A 20,208-nucleotide genomic window follows, 5' to 3' on the forward strand; every position below is an offset into this window, starting at 1 on the left:
AGCGAACAGATGGATTCAAGGTTAAAAAGCAACCAACAAAAAAATAGTTGGATACGTTCCTAAAAAGAGTAATTCTACAGCCTCAACGCTTACATAAGCGGAAAAATATAGTTGACCAAAATGGTTTTAGGAACAAAAAACAGCCAACTATAATTTTTTCATTTGATATTTACGTTAGGTTTTTTAGTTAACTGTATATAAAACAAGTATATATAGATAATGGGCCAAAGTAAGAATATGGAAGCTACTAGTTTAAAGTGTCCATTTTTATATGAATGTGCTTGTGCTGAAAACCAACTTAATAAAGCTCCAATTACACATAAAATCTTAAGAATGTTACCAAACCAGTGTTCATTAAGGAAACTCATAAAACTGGTATTTTGACTTGCAAATATAAATAACAAAAGAGCTGAGGTACCAAATAAGAGACAGCTTCTTGATTCTGAACATTTTAGTAAGAATAGGCTAAAACCATCTTCCATGTTTTCACTAAAAAGTGGATGCTTCATAGAACTCCATTTAACATCTAACAATTTTATAGGCCGCGAATCGAGCATACTTCTGCCGATGTCACGCTCATGTTTCTACTTTATACAGTTTTAACAAATTACCTAAGGCATTGCTATCAAAAGCTATTTAATATTTACAAGCAAAGTTAAGGCATATAAATGCGCGTTTCGCTCATTTCCTTGATTATGTAAGTAAGCAGCAGTTTGGCTGGCTTAATAGGTATTACAAGTATATGATATTGATAATTATTTGCATTAAAGGGTTTTAAAGGTGTGTATGAATAAGTCTATGTTAACTCTGGCGTTAGTTACGGGTTTGAGTGGTTGTAGCACAACAGCCACGGTGCCTGATAAAAGCTCATCGCTTTATTACTCAGCACTTTATAATGCACAAGCAAAGCCTGTTAGCTCTGTATTATTAGAGCCCAAGCTACTAAATGCCGATGTGGTTTTAGTGGGTGAATGGCATACACATCCGGGCGTGCATTTATTTCAGGCTGAGTTATTTGAGCAATTAAGTGTAGGTAACAAACGCACAGCACTGTCGCTTGAACAATTTAGCCGCGCCGATCAGCTTACTTTAAACCAGTACGTTAAGAGTGAAATCGGTGAGCAATACTTAATTGATAACACCCAAGCGTGGTCTAATTACAAAAGCGATTATCGTGCGCTGGTACAGCTGGCAAAAGCGAACAATAGCGATGTAATCGCTGCAAATGCGCCAAAAAATATTGTTACGTGTATTGGCAGGCAAGGCATAAGTTACCTAAATAAGCTTGATGAAACACAGCAAAGCTATATTGCAGCCACTATTGATACGTCCCCCAGTGACTATAAACAACGCTTTATGGCGTCAATGCACCACGGCTCACCCAGTCAAAATGAAAACTATTATGCTGCGCAAGTTACATGGGATGAAACCATGGGGGAGTCTATCGTTAACTATTTAAATAATTATAAAGATACGCAGGTAATGCATATAGCGGGCGATTTTCATGTAAAAAATGGCGAAGGTATAGCGCGCGTTATTAAGCGTTTAGCGCCGGAGTTAAATGTTGTTTGGATATCGCCGGTAGTGAATGTGCAAGCTAATCAAAGTGGATACCAATTACAGGTTAACCCTTTGCCTCCTCGCTATGTACAAAAAGAACATCAACAAGCGGCTTTTAAAGCTTTAGGCAAGCGAAGCGAGCAAACAGCTTGCTTATAAAATAACGACATAGTTAGTGAATCTCTTAACCAGAGCTCAGGTTAACTATGTCGTCATGTATTTATTTTAGTTACTTCGAGCTTGGTTGGTTAGCTCAACCAGCGCTTTACGTACCTCTAACGGGCTGTTGCACTGGGTTTTAAAGTTAATAAAGTAGTTACGCTTTTGGCTTTGTATATAAAAGCCTGTGGGTAATAAGCCGCTCATTATTGGGGTGTTATCAGCTACGTTATAGTGCTGCATTAATATGAGCGACATAGCATCTTGATGATCGTCGTTCATGTGATTAATCATGCTTTGCTGCTGGCTTTCGTCCCAACTCTTTGCCTCGTCTTGCCATTCGTTTTGTTCAAGCCAAAATATTTTGCCAAAGCCACCAATGTAACGCACGCGTATTACGTCTAATTGCCATAATTGAAAGTCGTGCGCGTTGCGATAGCTGGCGGCTTCGGGGTATAAGGCAATATAATTGTTGAGTAAAGTGTCTGCTTGCTCACTTGGCACAACAGAGCCATCACCTACGAGCGTTATGCGGCCGTGCTCGTTTTGATCGCCACTGTCGGTGGCGTCAAATACGGTAAGGCTCATACGTGAGTCGTGCTTTAGATTTTTAGTGTGCTGGGCTATATCGCTAATAAAAAAGTAAACACGGCCTTGTTCGTCGCACATATAGGGGGTTACTGAGCCAAACGGGTAGCCGCGTAAATTATTAGAAATAGTCGACATGACACCCGCATTGGTTTTGTAAACCAAGGTGCGTGCATCGTTTAATGCTTGCTCTCTCATAAAAACTCCTGACGTTGGGAAAAAACCATGGGTGCATCGTTATAAGGATGAGGATTTACGTGCAGTTTCATGGCGTACATTTGTTGTAAGTTTTGTTCAGTTAATACGGTGTTTATAGGCCCACTTTGCAGCACTTTTTTGTTGTGCAATAAAATAGCATCGGTTGCATAAAGGCTGGCTAAATTTAGATCGTGTATTGCAATAATGGCGCTGTTGCCCTGCTCTACAAAGGTTTTAACGCAGCTGAGCAGTGCATGTTGGTGGCGCATATCAAGTGCTGATGTAGGCTCGTCGAGCAGCATTAGTTTAGGCTCTGCCGATTGTGTAAAGGCATTAAGCTGCGCTAAGGTACGCGCCATATGAACACGTTGTTGCTCTCCGCCCGAAAGCGCACTTACGCGGCGAGTTAAGTAATGGCTTAAATCCATAATAGCGGCGTATTTATGTACTTTTTCGCTTTGCATTTTTAATGACTCTACATACGGGTAGCGGCCCATTGCAATAAGCTCAAATACAGTAAAATCAAACCCTACGTGGTTTGCTTGCATCATGACTGCGCGCTGTGTTGCAAGGCGTTTTTTAGCGTGTGAGGCTAAAGGCTTTGTATTAAAAAGTACACTGCCTGTAAAGGAATGCATTCCTGCTAAGGTATGCAGTAAGGTTGATTTACCCGCGCCATTTTCACCAAGTAGTGCGACAAGCTGCCCTGCTTTAGCACTGCCGCTAATGGTGTTTAAAACGTTATGATTATCAAAGCCAACGCTTAAGTTATTAAACGTGATCATGACCAACCTCGCTTATTTTTAACTATTAAATAAATAAACAATGGCGCGCCCAATAGCGCGGTAATAATGCCAATGGGTAGCTCTGCTGGCATTATAACAATGCGTGCTAACCAGTCAGAAAGTAGCAATACCACCACGCCAATTAGCATACAAAGCGGCAGCATATTACGTAAATGCGGCCCTACCATTAAGCGGGCAATATGCGGTACTACCAAGCCAACAAACCCTATTAAACCGGTAAGCGCTACAACCGCACCTACCCCTAATGCAACGAGTATAATGACATACAATTTAAGCTTATTAGTGTCTACTCCTAGGTACTGAGCTTGTGACTCGCCAATAAGGAGTAAGTTCATGGGGTTTTTTAACCGCCACAGGCCAATTAGGCTGATAAATAGTAACGGCGCAGCTTGAATAATCGTGCTCCAGCTTGCTCCGCCTAATGAGCCCATGGTCCAATAATTTATTAATCGTAGCGCGCTATCGTCGGCAAAAAAACTCAGTAGCCCAATAACAGCGAATGCTAACGCGTTAATAGCAACCCCCACCAATATAAGTGTGGTGATATTAATTTGCCCCTGCTGCTTGGCAATAAAATATACCAGCGAGGTAACACCAAGCGCCCCTAAAAACGACGCATAAGGTAAATACAACTGAGCGTTAAAATTAAACTGCGCGCTAAGTGCAATAAACGCGACTGCAACCATTGCCGCACCTGCACTAATGCCAATAATAGATGGGTCTGCCAATGGGTTACGGCACAACGCTTGGGTTGACGCGCCTGTTTGGGCAAGTACCAACCCTACTAATACAGCAAGCACAAAACGCGGCAAACGTATTTGCATTACTACATTAATTTGCAGTGCATCAAACTGATTAAAGTACTCGGGCGCAAGCCAAGCAATAGCTAAACGCCAATCCCATCCTGCAGGGCCGTATCCTATGCTTAGTAGCGCCAAAGCAAAAATACAAACAGAGGCTAATAGCATCCATTTATGAGTTTGGCTAAGTGTTATAGGCACAAAGCGGCTCAATGTTAGGGTGTTCATAAGCGGGTTTTATACTCGTTAAGCTCATTAATTGCTGTGGCAATACGTGGCGACATGCCAAGCGAAAGCAGGCTATCCATAACAAGTAAGTTACAGCTTTGCGCAGCTTTTAATAAGCGTAGGTTCGGTTGCTTACAAAAAGCCTGCTTGCCGCCAATGCTTTGTACAACATGCCTTGGCGCAACTAAAAAGTCAGGCTGATTTACAGCAAGTACTTCGGTATTAATTACTTTAAAGCCTGAATGTGTAGCGCCTATATTAGTAATGCCCGCATAGCTAAATAATAAATTAGGGACGGTTTCTTGCCCTGCGGCAACAAGCCCGCGCTCATTAGCTGAGAGTAAAAATAGCGCGCTGTGTGTCTGCGCTTTTGCTTTTTCAGGTAATGAGTCTGTAATGTGCGTAATAAGTGATTGCGCTTTTTGCTTGGCGTTTAAATTGGTACCAAGGCGTTTAATTAGCTCAAGTAGCTCATTAACTGAGGTGGGCTTTTTATAATGAATTAGTTTAACCCCAGTTGCCTCAATTTGTTTAAGTGCTTGGCTTCGCCCTGCGCCTTCAAGCGCTAATAAGGTGGTTGGGCGCATAGAAAGCACGCCTTCTGCCGCTAAATCACGGTAATAACCCACTTGTGGTAATTGCGTAGCTTGCTGTGGGTACATACTAGATTGATCAACCGCTACAAGGGTACTTTGTTTGCCCAGCGCATAAATTATTTCTGTAAGGGTGCCGCCAGCACTAATAACGCGCTCCTGTGCAAGTGCAGGTTGAGCGACTAAAGCAAACAATATAAATAGGTATTTCATTACAAACTCCGGCTTTTATTTTTCGGCTATTATAACTAGCTAAATCTAAATGAAAATGATTATCATAATTAATTGATCTTAATTTGACTTAGTTGTAACATCCTCGCCATAAATAATAACTATTATCATTTGGAGTTAAAATGAAGCCCTCTGCATTTAAATTTACTGCTATAGCAACCTTATTACTCGGATCGGGCACTGCATTTGCCGAAAACATAATTGACGATCATATTGTTGTGAGTGGCTCGCGTTTTGAACAAAAGCTTAAAGATGTAACAGGCTCAGTAACTGTTATTACCGAGCAAGATATAGAGCGCCAGCTAGCTGTAGATTTACAAACCATGTTTAAATACGATTCAAGCATTGCAACCACAGGCAGTGGTGCAGGCGCGCAAACACTTACTGTACGTGGTGTTGGTGGTAACCGTGTTGTATTTATAAAAGATGGCCGACGCACCAACGATGGTTATGCAGGCGGAGGGGGCTATTTAGTTGGCCGCAATTACTTTGATGTAGCAGGCGTAAAACAAGTAGAAGTAGCCAAAGGTGCTGCATCGTCTTTATATGGCTCTGACGCACTCGGTGGCATTGTGGTTATAACCACTAAAGATCCAAGCGATTACCTAAAAGATAACAGTAGCTATGTAAAAATAGCACTGGGGTATCAAGGTCAAAGTAACCAAATTGCTGCTGATATTACCGGTGCAAAAGACTTAGGCGACTTTGCAGTAAGCGCAGTTTATAGCCATCGCGACAGCGAAGAAGTACAAAACTACGACGAAAACTTACCCGGTTATGATGCAAAGTCGGACGCTTTATTAGTTAAATTTGAGCAACAGCTTGATGAAAAACGCACACTTAAATACACCCTTGATTATTTTAATCAAACGACTGAGCAAGTAATAACCCCCACGGTTCAAGAAACCGAGGAAGACGACACTAGTTGGTCACTGGCGCTAGATTATCATTCAGAAGTAGCTACAGCTGCGTTTGATAAATGGTACGGGCAAGTGTCTTATAGTAGTTACGAGCAGCAAAGTGACGCGATTAGTGGCGCAAGCACCTACACCGATTATAACGATTATCGCTTTGAGCAAAATATTTTAGGTTTAAAAGCGGTATTTAATAAAGGGCTTAAAGGAGAAACCACCGATCATGAAGTGGTATATGGAGTTGATATCGACTTATACGACACCACCCGCCCTCGTTTTAAAACACGTATTTTAGCCGATGGCACCGTTGATTTTTCAGATCAAAAACAAAAAGCATTTCCCGGAGCTGATACCTCTTTAATTGGCGCTTATGTACAAGACAGTATTTCGTTTAAAAACAGTGCATGGTCGGTTATTGCGGGCGTGCGATATGATTACTACACCCTTGAAGCTAAAAATGATGAGCTATACGCTGATGCGCAGCTTGACGATATTACCGAGTCTGCTTTTTCGCCTAAGCTAGGTGTTATATACCAAGTGGATGATAACTTATCGTGGTACGGGCAATACGTACGAGGCTTTAAAATACCACCACACGACCAAGCCTATCAAAGCCACGGCGTTGAGCCGTTTTATCAAATATTACCAAACGCCGATTTAGACCCTGAAAGCAGTGATTCGTTTGAGCTTGGGCTAAGATACGCCAGCAGCGATATTAGCGTAAATTTAAGTGCTTTTTATGCAGCATTCGATGATTTTATTGAAACCGCCGTAGTAGGTGTTGAGCCAACGTACATTCCTAATGTAAACAAAACTTTGTATCAATATCAAAATATTAGCGAAACACAAATAAGCGGTGTAGAAGCAGGAATTGCCATGTATGTCGCTGAAAATATACTACTTGAGGCAAACGTAGCCTACGTTGATGGTGAGAATAAAGAAACCGATCAGCCACTTACCAGTATTAGCCCGTTAAATGGCTCAATATTGTTAAGTACAGAGCTGGGTAATATTAACTGGACCGCTGCGTTGCGTTTAGCTAAATCGCAATCGGATGTAGTACTTGATGCAAACGATGATAAAACTACGAAAGGGCATGGTTGTTGATTTATACGCACACTACGAATGGCAAGCGTGGCAGCTAAATGTAGGTGTACTTAACTTGCTCGATAAAGAATATGTACCTTTTGAGTTGATTGCAGGTCAATCGCAAAGTGCTGATTTTAGCCAATACACCCAATCTGGGCGTAACTTTTCAGCAAGGGTAAGCTATCAGTTTTAATTAGGGCTAAACAAATGGCAATAAACGCTGCATGGGTATGCAGCGTTTACCTGCCACATATTTACTCAAGTCAAATTACTTAATGGTGAGTATATTCAGGTACACTTCTACATACTTAATGCCCATTAACACTTTATATAAACAGCACTTTTAAAGCCAAAATCGCCGTTATTTATAAATTAATTAATCGCAAAGTATTGGTTTTCTAAATAGCTAGGGGCGTTTTTAAAACATGCCGTTAGCTTACTTGCAAGCGTTGTATTTATTGCGCTGTCGCATTCTAATTCCCCGTTATACTCCCCCTTAGTAAGCGGCTCTAATCTTAACGAGTCATAGCTTGGTTTACTTTGTATTTTATGAATTACCAAGCCTTGCTGCTGCGTTAGTTTTACTAATGAAAATGCATTTTTTGTGTTTTATTTGTCATTAGCTTTTCAACATATAACGGATTTTAAAAGGTTAGTTTAGTAGTGAAATTGCTTTGGGATTAGCGTATTTACCTAACTTTGTGATTGACGATTTAGGGCTTACAAAATAACTGTAAAGGGGGTTAACAGTCACTATAGCAAAGGCATAGAAATGATTTACAAGCCATCAAAAGCAGATGGCTGGCTTAATAAACTCATGCACTCTGTGTAAAGTATTTATCAATTTAAGGTAATAAAGAGTATTACTTAACAAAGCTGTGGTTAGCTAATATCGGCCACTACGCATCGGTTACGACCATGCTCTTTAGCATGATATAGCGCCTTATCGGCACATTTATATACTTGGGCAATATCAGTACTATGCTCAGGCCAGGTCGCAATACCTATAGAAATAGTGATTTTTCCAATGGTGTTTATTTCTGTCGATTCTACTGTTTTACGTAAACGCTCTGCTATTTTATAGGCACTTTGGCTGTTTTCATTTGGTAGCACAAGAACAAATTCTTCACCGCCGATTCTTGATACTATGTCGTCTCTTCTTGATAGTTTTTTAATTATATTTGTTAGCGAAACTAAAGTTTCGTCGCCTTTGTCATGCCCAAAAGTATCGTTAACACGCTTAAAAAAGTCGATATCAATTTCTAATATAGCGAACGGGGTTTGCTTTAGCATAAGCTGGTTAAGTAGGCCGTTTAAGCTTCTTCTGTTATGCGTATCTGTTAAGGGATCTGTTTGTGAGTCATGGCGTAGCACACCTATTTGTGCTTGTAATAAAGTAACCTCTCTTAACATCGCTAACTTCAGTTTTTGACTTTCAAAATACCACGACTTCACGCTTTTAAGTTTTTCTAAGCTTTTTGGATCATCGAGTGTATTTGCGTTATCGGCTAATCGCTTTAGCGGCCTTGCTATAAAGTGTGCGAATAAACCAATAAAAATAAATGTGACTAATGCCATAGGTATTGTTTGTTCAATGACTTCAATAGTTAATGTATCTAGCGAAGAGAGCGTTGATTCTAATGGTCTTTGCGCCACTATTCCCCATTTAGATAAAGTAATGGGTGCGTAGCCTGCGAGCATCGGCTTATTTAAGCTATTAATAACCGTTGAAGTGCCTATTTCGCCATCTATAACAGCGTCAATCACAGCATTGTTAGCAATAACGTTGCCGATTCTGGCAGGTTCTGGGTGATATAAAATGCGCTTATTTGAGCTAACAACATAAAGGTACGAACCACCTTTGTAGTAATGTTGTTCTAAAAGCTCATTTAAAATATTTTTCTCTTTTAAATAAAGAGAGCCCCCAATATAACCTAAATACTTATCTTCAGAATCAAATAGCGGGTGCGAAATAAAAACAATTAAATTATCAGCTGCCGATAAATAAGGCTCACTAATTAATGGGCGTTTTTCTTTTAGTGCTTCTATTGCTCCTGGAGACTGTATTTGTTGGCCTATTAAACTTTCAAAGTAAGGCGACGTCGCTGCAACTACACCATGTAAATTAATCACAACAGAGTTAAAGCTATCCGTTTGATGATTTAAACGAATGGCTTCATCGTTTAATAATTTGGAGTTATTTGGTGATTGCTCAATAATTTTAGCTGAGTATTCAAGCTGCTGAAGCGCAGACTTTAAAAAGTTATCAGTTGCGGAGGCTAATTTTTGTGCATAGGCTAAATTACTTTTTAGCGTATATGATGTTAACTGCTCTTTTTGAACCTGATAGGTAGAATAAAAACTCCCTACCAATGTGCTCAGTGCTGCAGAGAATGCGAGTAGCAATATAAGAAATCTTAAATTTGAAGCGGGTAGTAATTTATATAGCAAAGCTGCATCCCAAAGCACTAAAATTCAGCGCGTATTATACGAAGTTAAGTATTATACCCGTTTAAGTGTTTATTAGTTAAGTCAGCTGACTTAACTAAATGCTTTTATGTTGTAGCCTTTATAACAATCGCTTTTGCGGTTGTTTACAAAAGTAGTTAAGCTAAACAAATATTTGCATAACATAAGTACGACTAAACCTTTGCTTTGGAGAGCGTTTTGCTAAATAAGTATGCTGTATCGTCTATCGTTTTTTTATCTGGGTGTTTAATGCCATTACAATCTTCTTTCGCTAAATCAACACTTTCTCTTGAACAGCAGCTTGGTCAAAAGTTAATACTCGACTTTCGCTACTACTGTGAGCAAGGTGCGAGTAAACAATGCCGAACGCCAATGACTAGTTTGCCAAGTGAGTTAGCAAACATAGTGACAAAGTATAATATTGGTGGGGTTATTTTATTTTCTGAAAACACTCAATCAATAGAACAAACCATTACGCTTAATAGCCAATTGCAAACAGCTGCAAGTAAGTCCAGTAGTAAGCTGCCTCTATTTATATCTATAGATCAAGAAGGTGGACGTGTAGCACGGTTACCACGCGATGTTGCTACATCATTTACCGGTAATATGTCGATTGGCGCAACCTACAAAAAACACGGTATAAGCTTTGCGACAAAAACAGCAACTGTTATAGCTAAAGAACTAAACTCGCTGGGTATCAATGTAAACTACGCGCCTACGGTTGATGTAAACATGAACCCCGATAACCCTGTTATTAATGTACGCTCGTTTGGTGAAAACCCTGCATTAGTGAGTAAGTTAGGCGCCGCACAGGTAGCAGGATTTGAGAACAACGGTGTTATTACCTCGTTAAAGCACTTCCCGGGCCACGGCGATACAAATGTAGATAGCCATACAGGTTTGCCTAAAGTAAACCATGCAAAAGAAGTTATTTACGAGCAAGACCTAGCACCGTTTAAACACATTATCGCCAAGCAAAACCCTGGCATGATCATGACGGCGCACATTCAGTACCCAGCGCTCGATAGCACAACGTTTGTAAGTATTGATGGCAAAACTATGATAAAACCGGCAACAATGTCGCGCGCAATCATTACTGACATTTTACGTGGTGAGCTTAATTACCAAGGTGTTGTAGTAACCGATGCACTTGATATGGCTGGCATTAGTAACTTTTTCACACCAACTCAAGCGGTAATAAATACGTTTGCGGCTGGGGCTGACATTGCCCTAATGCCCGTTGAAATAAGAACACCGGATGATTTAAACAAGCTCGATGCCCTTATTAAAGAGCTTGTTGCAGCGGTTAAATCAAGCCAACTTGATGAGCAAGAAATAGCACAATCTGCGATGCGTATAATTTCTCTTAAAAATAAATTTAGATTAAGCACTAATTTTGACCCTATTACCGCGCTTACTGAAGCTAAGCAGGTTGTTGGCAGTGCAGCACATCGTGAAATAGAAGCGCAACTTGCTGTAGAGGCAATAACGCAAGTTAAAAATAATAACAGTACTTTGCCGCTTAATTTAAAAGCAGGAAGTAATGTTCATATTATTATGCCCGACACGCGTAAATGTATGGCAATGCAGCAAGCAATTGAAGCTACCAGCCTGCAAAAATTCACCTATAGCTGTAGTAGCTTACAAGGGTTCGACCCTGCACTCGCAAAAACACAAATACACGCTGCTGATGTAGTTATAGCCGGCAATGCAACGCCTAATCAAAGTGCGGTCGAAATTGGCGGTATGGATGATTTAAAAGACGATCCTAATTTTGCACTTAATAATGCAGAGCAACCAAAAGCACTTGAGTCATTATTAAATATGGCAAAGCAGAGTAATAAAAACACTGTGTTTATAAGCTTAAGAGCCCCTTACGACATTGCTAAATTTGGTAATTATGCAAATGCTGTACTTGCATCTTACGCATATAATATTGATGTAGATAAAAACGATATTGTATCTGGGCCTGCTTTTACCGCCCTTGCAAAAGTGTTACTTGGTGAAGCGCCTGCTAACGGCGTACTGCCTGTTACAATAAAATCGCAAAAGGCGCACTAATATGAAACTTAATTGTGATTTAGGCGAAAGTTTTGGCGCGTGGAAAATGGGGCTAGACGATGATGTAATGCCACATATTGATATGGCTAACATTGCCTGTGGATTCCATGCAGGTGACGCCGACGTAATGGCAAATGCGCTGCTACTTGCCAAACAGCATAATGTTCAAATTGGTGCTCACCCAAGTTACCCCGATAGGCAAGGCTTTGGTAGACGCTCAATGAATCTTAGCGAAAAAGAGCTTACAAACTGCCTGCATTATCAAATTGCAGCGGTTGAAGGTATGGCAAAAGTGCAGGGATTAACACTTAGCTACGTAAAGCCACATGGTGCGCTTTATAACGACATGATGGCTGATGAAACAATATTAAACACTGTCATGCATGCCATTGCCATCTACCCAACCCCATTAAAGCTCATGCTACTTGCAACGGCTAAAGCACAAAGCCATCAGCAACTTGCCAAAACATACCAATTAACATTAATTTTAGAAGCCTTCGCGGACCGTCAATATACCGATGCAGGACTGTTAGTATCGCGGAATATTCCTGGTAGCGTGCATAATAAATCGGCACTGATTGCGCAAGTAAAACAATTGTTAACTACAGGCTGTGTAATAACTCAATCGGGAAAGGTATTACCTTTACATGCTGATAGTTTATGTGTGCATAGCGATAACGAAGCAAGCATTGCCCTTATTCAGGAGATCAAAGCTCTGTGCCAAACTCGTTAAACACTCAAAAACTAAGTAACCTGGCTCTGGTTAAGAGATTTACTACGTATTGAACCATGGTGATATTTAACTTTATTTTCTCTAGCCAGAGATTCTCAGTGAAAAAAAGACGAATTTACGCGTCAATAGCGGGCCTATTGCAAGTAAATTCAACGCAGTTAGCGCTGAAAATAGCTGCTCGATATAGATTTATTATCCAGAGCTCAGGTTAATTAATCATTCATATTGTACATTACGCAATGAGCTTAAGCTCAGCACAGGTCATAAACTTTACTTTATTTATTATATTTTTAACGTACCATTAAAGCGCTACTCTTAATTCTAGGAAAAATGCAAATAGCATATGGAACTTTCCCCTTATACTCAGTTTACACCCTACCTTAGCCACAGCACTTTTTGTTGTAAATTTGATAGTAACCACTTTATTGATAGTGACTTTTCGAGTTATCAGATTTTTTCACCGCTGCAACTTCAAAAAGCAGTCACAAAACGAAAGGCCGAGTATTTGGCTGGCCGATTTTGTGCGAAAAAAGTACTAAACGCACTCGGTATTTCCTCTTTTGATATTCTTTCTGGCAATGATCGCGCGCCGATATGGCCTGATAAAGTTATCGCTAGTATTACCCATACTCAAGGGATTGCAATGGCAATGGCCTCTCAGCGCACAGATATCGCTGGCATTGGTATTGATATCGAACAGCTAATGAGCGCAAAACAAGAGCGAGAGCTACAAGAACAAATTTTGCACCCTAATGATTATCCTCAGTTTAGATTGTTCGCAGAGCAGGTATCACACCCGTTAACCATTATCTTCTCAGCAAAAGAAAGTATTTTTAAAGCTTTGTACGCAAGTGTGAAACAATTTTTTGGCTTTGAAGCGGCTACGCTCATTGCCTTTAATGAACAACAACTGCAATTTAAAATAACCCAAGCACTTTCACCGCAAGTGCCTAAAGACACTTACTTAACCGTATTTTACCAATGTGACAAAAATGTAGTGCTCACAGAGTGCGAATTCAAAAATTCCTAGTTATACCAACCTGCATAAACCTTTGAGCAATTTAACGAATTAAATTGCACTATACGTCGTTAAAATTTTTATTTGAAACAAATAGATAAAAAATTTGTCTAGGACCTGTTTATCTTTCGAGGTTAAATTTTCAGCCGCATGCTTGGTATTTAGGCAAGGCTGAGCTTATGTAGTGTGGTTATTCCCCATAAATAGGCGATAACGTTGAATAAATGCCAAATATGCGCTGCCAGTAGGGTAACGCAGGAGCCGTTACCAAGCCCACTAGGTTACAAACCTCACGCCGCGATTAAATCGCCCTAGATTGAAATAACAGCCAAACCACCTCTCTACTGATTAACAATTAAGTTAAAAATACAACATTAATTAACTTTAGTGTTGTATTTTAATACAATTGAATATAGCATTGAAAGCAATTATCATTATCATTATCATTATCATTATCATTTACAGAAGGGAATACCTGTGAAATTTAAGGATGTTTTAATCCCCCTCGCAGCACTTACATCTACTATAGCTTTAGCTAATACTGATAACAATGACGCAGTGGATCAAATGACCGTTATTGAAGTTACTGGAGAGTTATTATCAAGAAGTCTACTACAAAGTGGTAATAGCGTTGTTGTTTTCGATAGTAAAGAACTTGAAAGCCGCCCCGAATTAAGAACAGTAAGAGACGTACTAAGCGAAATTCCAAACATCACAATGGTCACTGGTACTGGTAAAGCTCCAACAGTAAGGGGTATTGATGGTACTGGAGCCGCAGAAAACGCGAATGCATTTTTTGCAGGCAGCAGAGCACGCTTAAACTGGCAAATTGATGGTCGTTCAGCTACTTATAACGAAATAGTTTTTGGCGATTTAGGTATTTGGGACCTTGAACAAATTGAAGTTCTCAGAGGGCCACAAAGTACTTTAGCTGGGCGTAATGCAATAGCAGGTACAATACGCGTAGAAACACAAGATCCGACGTTTGAACAAGAGTTCACAATTCGTGCTGAAGGCGGGAATTTAGACCAAAAACGATTTTCAGCTATTTATAATCAACCTCTTTCTGAGCAGTTTTCCTTACGAATTGCAGCAGATCAATTTGAACGTAGTTCATCTGTTGATTATGAATCTTACCCTGGTGTTAAAGACCCAGCTGACATGGAAGGCCGTGCAATTAGAGGGAAATTACTTTATGAGGGCGATGACAAATACGGTACACGCGTTGTTGTCACACTAACCGATAACAAATACAGTGGTCCAAATAGTGAAATCATTGATTATCCATTTGATCAGCGTCGTTCTAACTTTCCGCAACAACCCGTTCATGTTACGCATACTAAAAGCTTAGGCATTGAATACAGCGCATCATTAACTCAACAACTACAGTTAGAGGTAACGGCTTCAGCAACAGACTTTAATTTTGAACGTAAATCTACGCCAGATGGTTCTAAAGCGAATATTGATAACAAAGGGTTTGTGATAGAACCTCGTCTACGCTATCAAGGTGATAACGGCGAACAATGGGTTATTGGTAGTCGCTACTACACTTCAAAACAAGATGATTGGATCCAATTCATTGTAAAACAAAGCTTTACTGATGATTCAGATAATTTTGCAATTTACTCTGAGGGTGCCCTCCCATTTAGTGACAAATTTGAGCTAACGGCAGGTTTACGCTACGAAAAAGAAAACCGCAAACGTGAAGGCGGTGATCCTGATAGAGCGATTGCAAAAATAGAATCTGATAACGACTACAGTGCCTTATTACCTAAGCTTGGGCTCAGCTACCAAGTAAGTGATACGCATATTGTCGGTTTACAATTATCTCGCGGGTATAATGCAGGCGGCGGCGGCATTTCCTTTGGCGCACCAATTGTTAACTATGAATATGATGAAGAGTACGTAAACTCTTTAGAAATCTATGGTCGTCAGCAATGGGCTAATAACAGTATAAGCACATCTCAAAACCTGTTTTATTCGCAATATACAGACATGCAACTACCTTTTGATTTAACACCTGAAAACTCACGTGATGAAGCTTATGTAGTTAGAAATGCAGACGAAGTAACTACTATTGGTTTTGAATTTAATGCCGATTGGCAGATTAATGATCAGTTCAATCTTTATGGTGGTTTTGCACTGTTAGATTCTGAGATCACTGATTATCCAAACTCAGGCCTAGAAGGGAACTCATTACTTACGGTTCCTTCTGCTTCTATGAAATTAGGGACCACATGGCAATCAAATAATTGGGTTGTTAACGTTAGTGGCCAGTACACTGATGGCTGGTATACCAGTATTTCAAACGATGAAGGCGGTAAAACAGACGCTTTTGCGACCTTTGATACAAGTTTGAACTACGTTATCTCTGAGCAAGCTAAAGTGTATCTTTCAGTACGTAATATTTTTGATGAAGATGCTCCTGTTGCATTGTATCCAGGTACAGCACCTGCTGATAGCAATGAACCTGATACTAACTTTGATACAGCAGTATTGACCCAACCAAGAACTATTAGTGCGGGCATACAGTATACATTCTAATCAATCAGATTTTTCCACGGCAAAGCTAAATCATTTGCCGTGGAAAAATCTATAAAATCAATAACAAAGGTTATTAAGTATGACAACAATTAAATACGATAGCAGCCTCTGGCCATTAGCTGTAACAGTAGCAAAGGGGGAGTGCACGCTAGCAATGCACTTAGACTCTTTAATATCATGGGATCGTTGGTTTGATAGAGCTGAAGCATTTATTGTAGTGCGTGTTTATACAGATGAAGCATCCTTACAACACCCTAAAGGGGCGGGTCCTGCAACACAAGAATGGCTTAAAAATGGTGCGGCAGAGAAAATGCTACAACTTGTTCAAGCGATGCTTATCGTTGTTCCTGAGGAGCAATATCAAAAATTGCAGAATATGAGCGTTCAAAAAGCCTTTGGTATACCTGGAGCCGTATTTAAATCACTTGATGATGCTGCAACATGGCTGCAGGCATCAACCAAAGAGATAGCGATACCTGAAAATATTGAATTACAAGATGTAGCTACACTTGTCCACTCTCATTGCGGTAATACCAATTAGCTTAATTAAGTGATCTATTTTGAGGTAAGAAAATCGTGTCGATAACAAGGCAACAAAGAGTTAATCGTCCCTCAAAGGGAAGCGCATGTTTGGTCTTTATGCTGCGTTATCGCCTATTTATGGGCAGTGAACCAAACAGGCCTCTGCAAATTCAACCACCAAAATTCAACACGCCCTAGTTACCCCTTTATAAAAACACTCAATAATATGTAATCGATACAACTTAAAATCATATATTTGTGAGTGTTTTTTCCGCCACCATAATGTGAGGAAGTACATCTTCAATATCTGTTTGCAGCTTTGCATTAATATTATAAACATTACTTAAATGGCGCTGTGTTAGTACTTCTTCAGGCGAGCCATGAGCAACAACTTTTCCTTTATCAAGCATGTAAATTCGATCTGCAAAGCTCGCAGCAAGTGATAAATCATGAAGAACAGCAACAACTCCCGCGCCTTGTTTTGCCGTTGTAACGGCTTGGTTCATGACTTCATATTGATGATATAAATCTAAGCTAGCAGTTGGTTCATCAATTAATAAATAAGCATTTTTTTGCTGAGTTAAACTTGGCTGTAATTGGCACAATACACGAGCTAATTGAGTACGTTGCTTTTCACCACCAGAAAGCTGAGTAAAGCATTGCTGTGCTAGGTGAGTAATCCCTACGGCTTTCATTGCATCATTAGAGCACTGTTTCAAAGTAGCCTGCGTGCACTGTTCTTGATGACTAAAATGCGCCATATCAACAACTTCATTAACGGTAAAAGGAAAATCTAACTCGTAGCTCTGGGTTAATACCGCCCTTAATTTAGCAAGCTCTAGCAAACTATACTCATTTAACTCTCGTTGATTAATATTTACCGTTCCGCCACTTAACGGCAAATCTCCTGATAATGCTTTCATTAATGATGATTTACCTGCGCCATTGGGACCAATGATAACTACAATTTCATGTGGTTTTACATAAAAATCAATATTATCCAGCAACGTTTTATGTTTAATTTTTACGCTAAGCTGGTTGCCAATTAACATAGTTCACTTTGCTCCTTGGTAAGTTTTTAGCAGCATAATCAAAAAGAATGGACCGCCAATAGCACTGGTTATTAGACCAATGGGCACTTCTGCTGGTAGCATTATGGTACGGGCAAATAAATCAGCAAGGCTAAGCATTAATGCTCCCCCTAACATACAAGCTGGTAATAAATAACGGTGATCAGGGCCTAATATTAAGCGCATAATATGCGGCACTATTAAGCCAACAAAACCAATAACGCCCGTAATTGCTACGGCTGCTGCAGTGCAAAGTGCCGTATATATAAAAACCTGCTTTTTCAATTTAGTCACATTAATGCCGACATGCTTCGCTTGAGCCTCTCCTAATAAATACACGTTAAGAGGTTTAGATAAACGTAATAAACCAATACAACAACCAATAATAATACCGAGTGTTGGCATTATCATCGCAAGGTGATTCCCCGCCAAAGAGCCCATGCTCCAAAATGTTAAATCACGTAATTGTTGCTCATTACTTACCAGTGTTAAGATACCGATAATAGCGTTTACAATCGCATTTACGGCAATCCCTGCCAGTAGTAGGCTAACAATAGTAAAACGCCCATTTTGCGCGCCCAACCGATAGATAAACATACATACCGCAATACAACTCAAAAATGCCCCTACAGGCACCGCATAGTAGCCTAAGTTGTCGCTAAAATTAGCAAACAAGCTTGTTCCTAATACAATAGTTGCTACTGCACCTAACGCTGCACCACTGGCAATGCCAATCAAACCAGGATCTGCTAATGGATTTCTAAATAAAGCTTGCATTGCAGCACCGCAGGTTGCTAAACCAGCTCCAACAACCATCGAAAGTAGAATACGAGGAAGGCGGATCTGCCAAATTATAGCGTGTTTAAGCTGATCATCTACCGGCTGGGTTAGCATAAGCATCGTCTCGCGCAGCGTTATCACAACCCCTCCCTGACTTAGAGCAATAAAAAATACCAATATACAAATAATAAACAAAACAGGAATAGATAAAACCCGTATCCGTTGTTGCGCTAATAACCTATTTCCTAACGCCAGCATAACTATCGCTCGTCCTGTTGTTTTGTGCTGTTTTCAGCTAATTTTAAAAATCTATATTGATAGCCATCTGGCAAGCGTGTTTTAGGATAAAATGCATGCGCTAGTTCTACGGCCGCTTGAGGCGTTCTAGGCCCCATACTTAACAAATAGAGCGCATCAAAATTGTAAATACGCCCATTTTTTATCGCATTTGAATATTTAAAAACAGATAATATTTCAGCGCTTGGTTGCTGATCATTGGCGCCAATTCCCATACTAATAATCACATCAGGATTTAGTGCCAATGCAGCCTCGCTTGAAATCGTCTGCCAATTAACCACTGTTTGAGCCATCATATTCACTCCACCTGCAATAGTTACCAACTCATCAGCAGTCGTCTCTGCCCCTGCAACCATAAGTTGACTACTGCGGATAACCAAAACTTTAGGTTTAGTACTTGTTTGCTCTAAAATATATGACAAGGCCTTGCGGTCCGCTTGCAAAGATTGTGCGAGCATATCGCCCTTACTCACAACATTTAATTGTTTGGCTATTTGCTCTATTTTGTTTTCAATACGCCAAAAGTTGTCGTTTTCATGCAAGATAACCAAATTAGCGCCAGTGAGCTTTAATTGCTCAACCATTTTTTTAGGACCTATATCTGATTCAGCGAGGATAAGATCTGGATTTAATGACAACACACCTTCAACGCTTATTTTGCGAACATAGCCAATTTGTGGCTTCTGAGTTGCAGCGGCTGGATAAACACTGGTGCTATCAACGCCAACAATGCGTTGTTGTTCACCAAGGGCGTAAATAACTTCTGTTATTGAGCCCCCTGCAACCACTATTCGCTGTGGATTAAGAGGCTGCGAACTTGCATGTACATAATTTTTAGCAAGTAAAGTAACAAACGTAATAAATAAAATAGATGAGAGTTTCATTGATGTTAAATTTAGTTTGAAAACAAAAATACTAACAGTTTTCATTCGCAACTTGTAGTTTTTATTATGATTGCTTTAATGTTCTATAAAATTAGTTTAGCCTCTTAGTTAATAAGGTATGTGAGCTTTCGGAGTTAAATGATTTCAATTTAAAGGCTATTTAATCACGGCGTGAAATGTGTAACCAAGTCACCTCATACGGCCCGCATTACTCTAATGGCTGTATCCTTGTAAGAATAAGTAAAATACTGGGTAACAAAAGGGTTTCATCACCAAGTCAAACCTAAATAGCAGCGAGTGTCATTTATGCTTGCCATCACCTACTTATGGTAAATAACCACACTATGTAGGCTCTGCCTCGCCCGAATACCAAACAGGCTGCTGCAAATTTAACCTTGAAAGATTAACAGACCCTAAACTCTATGTATAAAATTTATAGTTCAAATAAAAGCCACTTCAAATAAGTGGCTTTTATATTTACCGCTATAGTATTCAAACTGTAAACCCCCTTTACACTTCTGTGACAGTTAAATATCGGACTTAGCTAAAGCTTCAGTTAGTAAAATTTCGGTTTATAGCCTTTTTTGTAACTTGAGTTGGTAAAATATCGGTTTGAGTCACTGTTTATACCCTCTCAGTTAGTAAAATTTTGTTTTATAGCAAC

General features: G+C 39.8%; 16 protein-coding genes. 8 read left to right on the forward strand and 8 right to left on the reverse strand.

All coding sequences use genetic code 11. The annotated features are described in order from the left end of the window. Positions 1-786 precede the first annotated feature (786 nt). Positions 787-1,719, forward strand: coding sequence for a ChaN family lipoprotein (locus tag GQR54_RS09970; protein WP_166377505.1), 933 nt, complete (start codon positions 787-789; stop codon positions 1,717-1,719). A 66-nt stretch (positions 1,720-1,785) separates the two neighbouring features. On the opposite strand, the gene GQR54_RS09975 is transcribed toward GQR54_RS09970, so the two are convergent. From GQR54_RS09975 to GQR54_RS09990, 4 genes are read right to left on the reverse strand one after another with little or no spacing between them, the layout of a single operon-like run. Then, positions 1,786-2,505: a DUF2470 domain-containing protein gene (locus GQR54_RS09975; RefSeq protein ID WP_166377506.1), complete on the reverse strand. Its 720-nt coding sequence runs from the start codon at positions 2,503-2,505 to the stop codon at positions 1,786-1,788. Then, positions 2,502-3,290, reverse strand: a complete 789-nt coding sequence (locus GQR54_RS09980) for a heme ABC transporter ATP-binding protein (protein ID WP_166377507.1) — start codon at positions 3,288-3,290, stop codon at positions 2,502-2,504. Before GQR54_RS09980 ends, GQR54_RS09975 begins: the two co-directional genes overlap by 4 nt. Next, positions 3,287-4,339, reverse strand: a complete 1,053-nt coding sequence (locus GQR54_RS09985; protein WP_166377508.1) for an iron ABC transporter permease — start codon at positions 4,337-4,339, stop codon at positions 3,287-3,289. The genes GQR54_RS09980 and GQR54_RS09985 overlap by 4 nt, the downstream gene beginning before the upstream one ends. Beyond that, complete coding sequence (locus GQR54_RS09990) at positions 4,336-5,145, reverse strand: ABC transporter substrate-binding protein (protein WP_166377509.1); 810 nt, start codon at positions 5,143-5,145, stop codon at positions 4,336-4,338. The genes GQR54_RS09985 and GQR54_RS09990 overlap by 4 nt, the downstream gene beginning before the upstream one ends. Positions 5,146-5,285: 140 nt before the next feature. Here GQR54_RS09990 and GQR54_RS09995 point away from each other — a divergent pair, with 140 nt between their 5' ends. Both GQR54_RS09995 and GQR54_RS19720 read left to right on the forward strand, forming a co-directional pair. Next, positions 5,286-7,184, forward strand: a complete 1,899-nt coding sequence (locus GQR54_RS09995) for a TonB-dependent receptor (RefSeq protein ID WP_277344602.1) — start codon at positions 5,286-5,288, stop codon at positions 7,182-7,184. After that, on the forward strand, positions 7,174-7,359 hold the full coding sequence (locus GQR54_RS19720; protein ID WP_277344603.1) for a TonB-dependent receptor: 186 nt from the start codon (positions 7,174-7,176) through the stop codon (positions 7,357-7,359). Before GQR54_RS09995 ends, GQR54_RS19720 begins: the two co-directional genes overlap by 11 nt. 689 nt (positions 7,360-8,048) lie before the next feature. Here GQR54_RS19720 and GQR54_RS10000 read toward each other — a convergent pair. Next, positions 8,049-9,572 carry a sensor domain-containing diguanylate cyclase gene (locus GQR54_RS10000; protein ID WP_166377510.1) on the reverse strand — a complete coding sequence of 508 codons (1,524 nt, stop codon included), beginning with the start codon at positions 9,570-9,572 and terminating at the stop codon, positions 8,049-8,051. Positions 9,573-9,884: 312 nt separating this feature from the next. Here GQR54_RS10000 and GQR54_RS10005 point away from each other — a divergent pair, with 312 nt between their 5' ends. The 5 genes from GQR54_RS10005 (at position 9,885) to GQR54_RS10025 (ending at position 16,532) form a co-directional block, all read left to right on the forward strand. Then, a complete protein-coding gene (locus GQR54_RS10005; protein WP_166377511.1) occupies positions 9,885-11,696 on the forward strand; it encodes a glycoside hydrolase family 3 protein in 1,812 nt (603 codons plus the stop codon). A 1-nt stretch (position 11,697) separates the two neighbouring features. Next, positions 11,698-12,429, forward strand: a complete 732-nt coding sequence (locus GQR54_RS10010) for a 5-oxoprolinase subunit PxpA (protein WP_166377512.1) — start codon at positions 11,698-11,700, stop codon at positions 12,427-12,429. A gap of 343 nt (positions 12,430-12,772) precedes the next feature. After that, the gene (locus GQR54_RS10015) at positions 12,773-13,459 is read left to right on the forward strand and encodes a 4'-phosphopantetheinyl transferase superfamily protein (protein ID WP_166377513.1); all 687 of its coding nucleotides are present in this window, start codon (positions 12,773-12,775) and stop codon (positions 13,457-13,459) included. Between the two features lie 465 nt (positions 13,460-13,924). Beyond that, positions 13,925-15,991 carry a TonB-dependent receptor gene (locus tag GQR54_RS10020; protein WP_166377514.1) on the forward strand — a complete coding sequence of 689 codons (2,067 nt, stop codon included), beginning with the start codon at positions 13,925-13,927 and terminating at the stop codon, positions 15,989-15,991. 79 nt (positions 15,992-16,070) lie between these two features. Further along, on the forward strand, positions 16,071-16,532 hold the full coding sequence (locus tag GQR54_RS10025) for a hypothetical protein (RefSeq protein WP_166377515.1): 462 nt from the start codon (positions 16,071-16,073) through the stop codon (positions 16,530-16,532). Positions 16,533-16,761: 229 nt separating this feature from the next. Here the strand turns inward: GQR54_RS10025 and GQR54_RS10030 are convergent, their stop codons facing one another. The 3 genes from GQR54_RS10030 to GQR54_RS10040 are packed head-to-tail and all read right to left on the reverse strand — an operon-like array spanning position 16,762 to position 19,544. Continuing rightward, entirely contained in the window at positions 16,762-17,565 is an 804-nt protein-coding gene (locus GQR54_RS10030; RefSeq protein WP_008139336.1) for a heme ABC transporter ATP-binding protein, read from the reverse strand. Between the two features lie 3 nt (positions 17,566-17,568). After that, the gene (locus GQR54_RS10035; protein ID WP_033023434.1) at positions 17,569-18,621 is read right to left on the reverse strand and encodes an iron ABC transporter permease; all 1,053 of its coding nucleotides are present in this window, start codon (positions 18,619-18,621) and stop codon (positions 17,569-17,571) included. Positions 18,622-18,623: 2 nt separating this feature from the next. Beyond that, the gene (locus GQR54_RS10040; protein WP_231609306.1) at positions 18,624-19,544 is read right to left on the reverse strand and encodes an ABC transporter substrate-binding protein; all 921 of its coding nucleotides are present in this window, start codon (positions 19,542-19,544) and stop codon (positions 18,624-18,626) included. Between the last annotated feature and the right edge of the window lie 664 nt (positions 19,545-20,208).

It is taken from the genome of Pseudoalteromonas sp. Z9A4, from assembly GCF_011378845.1.
GTDB classification, from domain to species: domain Bacteria; phylum Pseudomonadota; class Gammaproteobacteria; order Enterobacterales; family Alteromonadaceae; genus Pseudoalteromonas; species Pseudoalteromonas arctica.